This window comes from Geobacillus sp. ZGt-1, assembly GCF_001026865.1.
In the GTDB taxonomy this organism is placed as follows: domain Bacteria; phylum Bacillota; class Bacilli; order Bacillales; family Anoxybacillaceae; genus Geobacillus; species Geobacillus thermoleovorans.
On record NZ_LDPD01000018.1, the window covers coordinates 111,434 to 112,730 of the forward strand.

Here is a 1,297-nt window from a genome sequence, read left to right on the forward strand (position 1 = left end):
AAATATTATAGAATAATATAAAAAAATAAAGGGTATTTTTTATCAAGAACAAAATAGTTCTTTTTACCTATATTTGTCGAAAAAACGAGATTTATAGCAAAAAAAGGCTATCGATTTCACCTTAACATCCAGACAGTTTTCCAGTTACAATGTAATATATTCGCAGTTTTTGTAGAAATTCTGGTTATGCAGCTTGACGATGGGAAAGAAGGTGCCGCGATGCTGAATATTTTCAAAGACTTTTTGCTCAACTTGTTTTTCATCCTTCTGCCGGTGTTCCTCGTTCCCCTCTGTACGGAGCAGGAGAAGAGACCAAAACGATTCCGCCTTTATTTGCCGACCATTTGTTACGCCGTCGTGATCATGTTATGCATCACCCTCCCGGTCGGAACAGAGAGCGATTTCATCTTCGACTTGCGGCAAATTCCTCTGTGGCTTGGCGGTTTGTACGGCGGAGCGGGGGCGGCGACGGTTTTAGCGTTTACGGCGATCGCCTACCGCTCGCTGTTCGGCGGAGCTGGCGTCTTCGTCACCGTCGTCGTTTCCATCGCCATCGCTGCAACAAGCAGTTTATTGACAAAACGGTTTGTCGAGCTGCCAACCAAACAGCGCACGCTGTTCGCTGCATCGCTCAGCTTCGGCTCTGGCCTATTGACCGTCGCCATAGCGGAGTGGATGGCTGCTGCGGTTTCTCCTCCGCCTTCCGTTGCGCTTATCTTTTTGTTTGTACAGCCCATCAGCATGCTCATCGTTTGTTCGTTTCAGGAAATGGTGCACCATAACATCGCGCTGCGCAAACGAGTGATTCGCGCCGAGAAAATGGAAGCCGTCACCCATTTAGCTGCTTCCATCTCTCATGAAATTCGCAATCCACTCACCGCGGCGCGTGGGTTTATCCAACTGATCGAAGAGCAGCCGCTCGCTGCCGACAAACGCCGCCAGTATGCGCGCATCGCCATTGAGGAGCTTGACCGAGCTGAAGCGATCATCACCGATTACTTGACGTTTGCCAAGCCGGCGCCCGAGACGCCGGAAAAGCTGAACGTGAAGCTCGAAATCGAGCGAGTCATTGACATCCTCCGCCCGCTCGCCAATATGAGCTGCGTCGATATTCAAGCGACGCTTGCCCCATTTTCCGTCATCGGTGAGCGCGAAAAATTCCGTCAATGTTTGCTCAATGTAATGAAAAACGCCATCGAAGCGATGCCTAACGGCGGGACGTTGCAAGTATACGTCTCCATTGACAACGGACGTGTGCTCATCCGCATCGCTGATACCGGCGTTGGCATGACGAAAG

General features: G+C 50.1%; 1 protein-coding gene. It reads left to right on the plus strand.

The window, feature by feature from the left end:
• Positions 1–219: 219 nt before the first annotated feature.
• Positions 220–1,297 (plus strand): histidine kinase dimerization/phospho-acceptor domain-containing protein (locus tag VU18_RS07935; protein ID WP_047757932.1); only part of this gene is annotated, 1,078 nt, incomplete at its 3' end.